Source organism: Streptomyces sp. NPDC004647, from assembly GCF_040609575.1.
Lineage (GTDB): Bacteria > Actinomycetota > Actinomycetes > Streptomycetales > Streptomycetaceae > Streptomyces.
The window spans coordinates 1-7321 of the sequence record NZ_JBEXKU010000156.1 but is presented as its reverse complement, the minus strand read 5'-3'; the positions used below and the strand labels follow the sequence as shown (position 1 = coordinate 7321).

General features: G+C 66.8%; 6 protein-coding genes. 5 read left to right on the top strand and 1 reads right to left on the bottom strand.

The genetic code is table 11. From position 1 onward, the window contains the following. Nucleotides 1–104: 104 nt before the first annotated feature. Entirely contained in the window at nt 105–608 is a 504-nt protein-coding gene (locus tag ABZW18_RS33925; RefSeq protein WP_356195171.1) for a hypothetical protein, read from the bottom strand. Nucleotides 609–895: 287 nt separating this feature from the next. Here ABZW18_RS33925 and ABZW18_RS33920 point away from each other — a divergent pair, with 287 nt between their 5' ends. The 5 genes from ABZW18_RS33920 (at nt 896) to ABZW18_RS33900 (ending at nt 7227) form a co-directional block, all read left to right on the top strand. Further along, nucleotides 896–1156, top strand: a complete 261-nt coding sequence (locus ABZW18_RS33920) for a hypothetical protein (RefSeq protein ID WP_356195170.1) — start codon at nt 896–898, stop codon at nt 1154–1156. Nucleotides 1157–1269: 113 nt separating this feature from the next. Then, nucleotides 1270–2817: an integrase gene (locus tag ABZW18_RS33915; RefSeq protein ID WP_356195168.1), complete on the top strand. Its 1548-nt coding sequence runs from the start codon at nt 1270–1272 to the stop codon at nt 2815–2817. Then, entirely contained in the window at nt 2814–4748 is a 1935-nt protein-coding gene (locus ABZW18_RS33910; protein ID WP_356195165.1) for a hypothetical protein, read from the top strand. The genes ABZW18_RS33915 and ABZW18_RS33910 overlap by 4 nt, the downstream gene beginning before the upstream one ends. Then, nucleotides 4745–6829 carry a hypothetical protein gene (locus ABZW18_RS33905; protein ID WP_356195163.1) on the top strand — a complete coding sequence of 695 codons (2085 nt, stop codon included), beginning with the start codon at nt 4745–4747 and terminating at the stop codon, nt 6827–6829. Before ABZW18_RS33910 ends, ABZW18_RS33905 begins: the two co-directional genes overlap by 4 nt. Continuing rightward, nucleotides 6826–7227, top strand: a complete 402-nt coding sequence (locus ABZW18_RS33900; RefSeq protein WP_356195161.1) for a hypothetical protein — start codon at nt 6826–6828, stop codon at nt 7225–7227. The genes ABZW18_RS33905 and ABZW18_RS33900 overlap by 4 nt, the downstream gene beginning before the upstream one ends. Nucleotides 7228–7321 lie beyond the last annotated feature (94 nt).

The window sequence follows — 7321 nt, the reverse complement described above, 5'->3', positions numbered from 1 at the left end:
GCTTGTGCACGCTCGGTCATTGACTGCAGAACTGGACTCATCGAGGCGATCGCGCTGGTGGCGTGACAAGGCGCAGGTTGCTCAGGGCTCGGTCACGGGTACTGCTACTGGCCTTCGTCGGACTGCTCGGCGTGCTTGGTGAGGGTGTGGCGGAGCATGGCGAGACCCCTGCGCACGGCTCGCCATCCGCCTCCGATGATGGCCACCGTGGCCGCGAGTGCGCCCGCTGGCGGGAGCCAGGCGGGCCCTATTCCATGGAGCATGCGGTAGACATTCCAGCCGCCCCAGATGCCGCCCACGACCAACAGCACCCACGTCGCGACGATGCTCGTGGGAGACAGGGCGTGTGATTCGACGGTGATCGCGATGTCTCCGTCAGGGCTGGCCTTCAGCTTGATTTTGGTCTTGAGTGGCGCCGCGATCTCCGGGTACGACGCCTGTCGCGGCTCCCCGGGTTCGGCCCGCTTCGGGTCTCCGGCCTGGGCCTGCTCAGGGTCCCCGAGGACGAAGACCGGCAGTTGCGGATCGCCACTCCGCAACGGTTTGGAGGCCGTCGGCTCCTTTGACTTGTCGGAACGCTTGGGCTTGTGGCCCTCCTTCTTCGACACCCAGGTCTCCTTCCGCGGTGAGCCCTGGACTGCATATGCCAGATGCCTTGTGCCTCGTGGGCATGCAGTTCCATCGACAGCGTACACCATGCGTGCGATTTGCGTACAGATCGCGTTTCTAGGTTTCGTTCAGACGCTGAGTGGCGTACGCTATTGGGGATTTCGTGGAACAGATGAGTACAGGCTCGTCTGGGGGGAGCCGTTACGGCGGGGCGTGTCGTTCCGCGCCTTGGCCTGCCGCGTGCTCGGCTCCCCATCTGAAACCTGCAGATCGAGGAGGCACCCCGATGCCGGACACCATCGAAGCGACGAAGAGGAAGGCAGGCACTGGGAAGTCCCATCTGGTCGACCGGGTGACCGCGAACCTTCCTCCCCGTGCGGCACAAGCCCTCGAGCGGATCGTCGAACTAACCGGCTACAGCAAGACTGACTCGATGATCCGGGCGATCCAGGTCTACGCCTACCTGGAAGAAGTCTGGAACGCAGGGGGCTCTGTTTCCGTAGTTGAGAAGCCGGGCGCCGAGCCCCAGCAGCTCAAGATCCTCTAAGGGCTGAGCAGCACAGTCATAGTCTTCGAAGGCCCCTCCCAGCCGGGAGGGGCCTTCCTCGCGGCGCGGCGGTCGCTGCGCAGGCGCGGTCACGGGTGGGCTAGCGTCCGGCCGTGTCACCAACGAACGTGTGGACCGTCCACTACAGCTCGCGGGACCTGCCGCAGCCTGAGCCGCAGCCCTGGCACCTGCGGATTTCCCCGGACGAGTGGGAGCTTTGGCTGGATGACCTGGGCCTTCCCGACGGGACGCCGTACCTGTTGTCGCCGTGCTTCGTCTACGACACGGACCTGAATTCGTACTTCCATCAGGTGAACCTGATGGAAGGCCCGCTGAACAGCCAGCTCAACCGCGCGTCGGCCCTCTGTCGGAAGTTGAACTTCCTGCACCGGAGCCGGGGCGGGAAGGACTGGAGGGACGCGAACGAGGCCGATCACACGGCCTACCACTACTGGCGGCGTCGTGATCCACGCGGCCCGCGCGTCGACGGCGACACGTGGAGCCAAGAGGTCTCCCACCTCCAGCAGTTCTACGTCTACGCAAAGCGCAAGTCGTGGGTGCCGGAGGTGCCGATCCCCCAGCGGCCACGCCGCGACGGAACGAACGAGCAGAAGAAGGGCAGGCGACGGCCGAAGCTGGACAGCACCGTGGAGACGGTGCCGGCGACCTACGCCCACGACGAGGGCGGCGAGGTCATCGAGTGGCTGCCCGCACCGTCCTACCGCCGATGGAGGGACGTCGGTGTCCTCGGCTACGACCGCGAGGGCCTGCCCCGGGACAACTTCCGCAGCCGATGGGCCCCGCGCAACGGAACCTTCACCGACTCCACGGTCCGCACCGGCCTGCGACTGGAAGAGCAGGCCAGCCGCCTCATCACGGAAGTGCCGACCGGACCGGGCCCGGCGGGCTACAGCAAGTCCTGGCTGCCTGCGGCGATCGCGAAGCGCAACTCGGCCCGCTGGGTCTACGAGCCGGCCTCGGTCCGCCGCGACCTGACCGCCTACGCGGCCGAGGATCGGCGATGGGTCATCGAGGAGGCCCGAGATGCGGGTCGCTACCGCAAGATCCGGCGGCCCATCGTGATCTTCGATCCGGACAGGCCACACCTTGCTCAGTACTCGAGTGGCATCAACCGCGGCGAGAAGGTCGACGTCCGGCTCTTGGATCCGCGCGAGCGTCAACGGCTGCTGATCGACACCGAACAGGGGCTGGAGCCCGCGATGTTCTGGCTCGGCGAGAGCGGGATGCCGCTGTCCTTGTCGACCTGGAAGGACATGTTCACCGACGCCAACCGTCGGTGCGAAGAGCAGGGCCTGGACCTCTACGCGCACGCCCACCTGCTGCGGCACACGTTCGCGGTCATCACCCTCGAACAGCTCCAGCGCGGGCACATCGCCGCCCTCGGCGACATGAACCCGGCCCAGCGGTTGCACTACCAGCGGATCTTCGGCGATCCCATGGACTGGGTCCGCTGCAGACTCGGACACGCTTCCCAGCTGTCGACCTTGATCTATCTGCACGCCTTGCAGGAACTGGAGATGGAGACCCGCATGGCCCTCGTCCCCGACACCTGGGAGGACCCCCGTGACACCCCGGTTGAAGTGCTCGGGGAGGAGAAGCCGCCCGCTGACCTGCCTGAGCAAGCGGAGGTGAGGGCATGACGCGCCGGGGCCGCGGCAGCACCGGCCCGGGCCGCCCATCCAGCCTGCCGCCGGATGGCTACGAGGCGCCCCCGCCGGTCCGCGAAGGACCGTCGGGCGGCCTAGTGGTCGACTTCCACGGTGATGACGACCGTCGCGCCAGCTATGACGTCGGCACGCTGCCGGTGCTCGGCTGGCATCCTCTGCTGGCCGAGGCCCTGGCTCTGCGGATCGGCCCCAGCGGCGACATCCGCACACTCTCGGGCGCGAATGAGAGCTGGCAGGTCATGGGCAGATGGGCCCGCTTCCTCGCGAAGACGGAGCCGATGCCGGCCGTCCCGGAGCAACTCACCCGCGCCCATGTTGATGCCTTTCACACGCGCCCCGAGTCAGCACCTGCCACGAGATACGGCGACATGCTCGAGATGCGTCTCCAGTTCGCGGCCGACCGTCTGAAAGACCAGCTGCCTGCCGACGCCCGGGACGCCTTCAACCGACGCCTGCCGAAGCCCAGATATGCGGTCGGCGGGTACTCGAACGGTGAACTCGACCGGCTGACCGCAGCCGCGCGGGCAGACACAGCCCGCATCGTCCGCCGCATCCGCGCCGGCGAACAGCTCGTGCGTCAGTACACCGAAGCTCCCGGGCAGGTGGATCCTCACCGCCGAGAGCTGGCCGAGACTCTGGCCGCCATGGCAGCCACCGGTGAGGTCCCCCAGCTCGAGTTCTCTCTCGATCACCTTCGCCGGCGGGTCGAGCTTGCCTCCCACCTGTTCCTGACCTGGCGTGATCTGGCTCCGCTGATGGCCTTACTGGCCCTGGTCACCGAACGTAACGGGGAGACCCTCAAGGAGCTTCCCGCAAAGCATCGGATCCTTGAGGACCGCGCGGTTGAACTCGTCGTCGTCAAGCGGCGACGCGGGACCAAGAAGTGGTTCGAGACGGCGACCTGGGAGATCGGCCCAAGACAGCGTGAACTGCACACCCCCGGCGGGCTCTATCTGCTTCTCCTGGAGCTGACAGCCCGCAGCCGTGAGATCTGCGGCTCGTCCACGGCCTTCTGTTTCTGGCGCAACGGCTCCAAGAAGGGAGACGAAGGACGCGACGAGCACTTCGCACCCTTCGACACCAGGCTCAACGACCGCAGCGGCATCGGGATGTCAACGTGGGCGGCCACCCGGCCCCAGCCCGTCCTCGCGGACCCGCCGCCCGCCGCAAAGGTCAAGAAGGACCGGGCCGGGGAACCGAACGATGCATCGGACGGGAAGCCGGCCTCCACCACCGCGCCACCGCTCAAGGTGACCTTCAACCAGATCAAGACCGGCGTCGATGCCCGCCGCACCAGGCAGCTCGGCGGTCACCTGCCCTCGTCCGCGAAGAGCAACACGGCCCAGGTCCTCTTCGCGAACTACCTCAAACCGGATGAGGCCACCCGCGAGTGGGCCGAGGAAGTGATCACGGAAGCCCTGGCAGACGCCGAACAAGCGGCCCGGGACGCACACGAGGCCGCCGTCGGCCGCCGCGGTGAACCCACCGTGATCCCGGATGCCGAGTCACCGAAGCAGTTCACGAACGCGGGCCTCCCCGAGGAGACCGCCCGCCAGCTCGCCCAGGGCGAACTCGACACCGCCTGGACGGCCTGCGAGGACTACGACCACCACCCTGAGACCGGAGCCCCCTGCGGCGATTCCTTTCTGGCCTGCTTCCACTGCGGAAACTGCCTGGTCACCCGGACTCACCTGCCGAAACTCCTCGCGCTGTTGGACGCGTTGGGCACGATGCGCGAGCGCATGAGCGAAGACGCCTGGTGGAAGCGCTACGGCCCCGCCTGGGTCGCCGTCCGGCGCGACATCCTCGCCAAGTTCACCCCGGCAGAAGTCGACAAAGTACGCCAGCAGCCCCTGCCCGACGCCCTCCTCGACCTGGTCGAAGCCCCCTGGGAACAGCCATGAGCATCGCCACCTTCGCCGCCAACCCCACGGCCGTCACGCTCAAAGACCCGTACGTCCTGCACGGCCGCGAGTTACGGACCGGAATCCGCCTGGAGGACACCTCCCGCTACAGCCACGACATCTGGAGGCTGACTCCCGCCCAGCGCAAAGCCCACGAGGCATCCCTGATCCTCAACTTCCCCACCCTGCCGCAGCGATTCCGCCCGTCCGCGAAGCGACTCTTTTACGCACTGCTGTCCTTGGAGGCGCCGGACGGCGAGGAGAGCCCAGGGATTGCGACCGTCCGCACCGCCTTCACCGAGATCAAGAGGTTCCTGAAGTGGCTCGACCGCCGATGGCCACCGCATCGGAACGAACTGTCGGAGCTCTCGTCCCGGGATCTCGACGACTACCGCAAGCACCTACTGGCCCGTTTCCCGAACAGCCAGTCCCAACGCGAGCGGTCCCGGGCACACCTACGACGGCTCTGGCGTTGGCGTCGGCACCTTGGCGAGGACGCACTCCGCTTTGACCCGCTCAACCTGGACGGGTGGGGCGAGTCCAGGTCGGCCAGGCGCCGAGAGAACGATACAGCTCGGCTCCCCGAGGAGGTCCTCGGCCCGTTGCTGGGCTGGGCCCTGCGGTTCATCGACGACTTCGCCCCCGACATCCTTGACGCCGACCGCCGGTGGCACGAGGCCCGAGTTCCCCGGCCGGCCCGAGGCTCGGCTAACACACATGTCGAAACACGGCTGACGAAACTGCTCGATGAGTACGTCGCCGCCGGACGCCCGCTGCCCGGCTACCAGGGCCAGCCGAGTCTCACCCACCTTGGCGGCATCCTCGACTGCTACCACGGCTCCCTCTCACCGCACCGTCAGATGATCGATGCCGCGGCGGCAGCCGTCGGGGTCGTCGACAGCGCATTCGTCGAGGACGTCAGAGGACGGCTGGACGGCAAGCCGTGGATCGCGTCGATCACGACTGACAGCACGACGGCCAACAGCCTGGCCCGCCTCGCTCGCCACCTGCAGGCCGCCTGCTACATCGTGATCGCCTTCCTCAGCGGCATGCGGGACAGCGAGGCCAAGCACATCAAGCGGGACTGCCTGGAGACCAAGTGTGACGCAGACGGCCGTCCCTATCGCTGGAAGCTCAACAGCCTGGCCTTCAAAGGAGAAGAGGATGTTGCCGGCGTCCAGGCAACATGGGTCGTCCATGAAGCCGTTGCCCGCGCAGTCAAGATCCTGGAACGGCTCCAGCCAGAGGCCCAGAAGTATCTATTCGGACGTCTTCCGCACGGCTTCGGGGGCCGCACATGCGCCAATGAGGTGTTGCTCAGCCGGTCGACCAACGCCCATCTCAACGAGTTCGCTGTGTTCGTGAACCGACTCTGCGCTGATCACAAACGCGCCGACACCATCGCCGCTGGCCCCGGAAAACCGATCAGGCTCAAGACCGGCCACTTCCGGCGGACCCTGGCCTGGTTTATCGCCCGGCGCCCAGGCGGAGTCATCGCCGGGGCCCTGCAATATCGGCATCAATCAATCCAAATGTTCGAAGGATATGCAGGCACCAGCGACTCCGGGTTCCGGGCCGAGGTCGAGAGTGAGCAGGCCATCGCCCGCGGCGAGGTCTACATGGAAATGATCGAAGCCCACCAGCATCTCGACCTCGCCGGCCCGTCCGCCGAAGAAGCAGCCCGACGGCTGAAGGACTTCGGCGAGCGCGCGCAGTTCCAGGGCCAGATCGCCCTGGACAAGCACCGACTCAAAAGGATCATGAAACGGAACGACCCGGCGATCTATCCCGGCGAATACATCACCTGCGTCAACGACCCGGCCAAAGCCCTCTGCGAGAAGGCTCGGCGCGGCAACAGCGAGGGACTTCCCTCCCACGGCGGCTGCCTGCCCTTGGCCTGCCGAAACGTCACCCTCACCCCCAAGAACGTTGCCGCCTGGCAACGCGAGATCGCCCGCATCGACAAACGACTCGCCTCCCGGCCGACGCTGGCTCCCCGCCTGCGGCAGCAGATCCAGAACCGGCGGGCCGAGGTCGTGGAGTTCCTGACGGCCAACAGGCAGGAGGCCGTCCCGGCATGACCCGCCGAGTCCCCGACCTGCCCGAGGCCCTGGTCCGCAAGCACCTCCAGGAGGTGCTGGACAACTGCCGCGAGACCAACACCAGGCCCAGCGTCCTCATGCTGGCCCGCCGGCTGGACCTCACCAACACCACCTTTCGCCGCCGCTACCCCGACATCGCCCGCGAGATCAGTGATCACCGATCTGCCCCCACTGCCCCCCGATCCGGCCCGAGCGAGCACGACAGACTCGTCGCTCGCAATGCCAAGCTCCGCCGACGCAACCGAGACCTGACCACTCAACTCGCCCTCGCCTCTGCACAGGTCCAGCACCTTGCCCTTCGCAACGAACGGCTGCAGGAAGCCTTGGAGGAGGCAACGAACATCACCAGCATCAACAGCAAGAGCAGACTTCGTTGAGGCAGCAACGACAAGGAACTGTGCTAGGTCGCCACCGCCGTCGGGGCCAAGGCACTGAAGCGGTCAACGGTCAGTTCTCAACCCCGTCCACAAG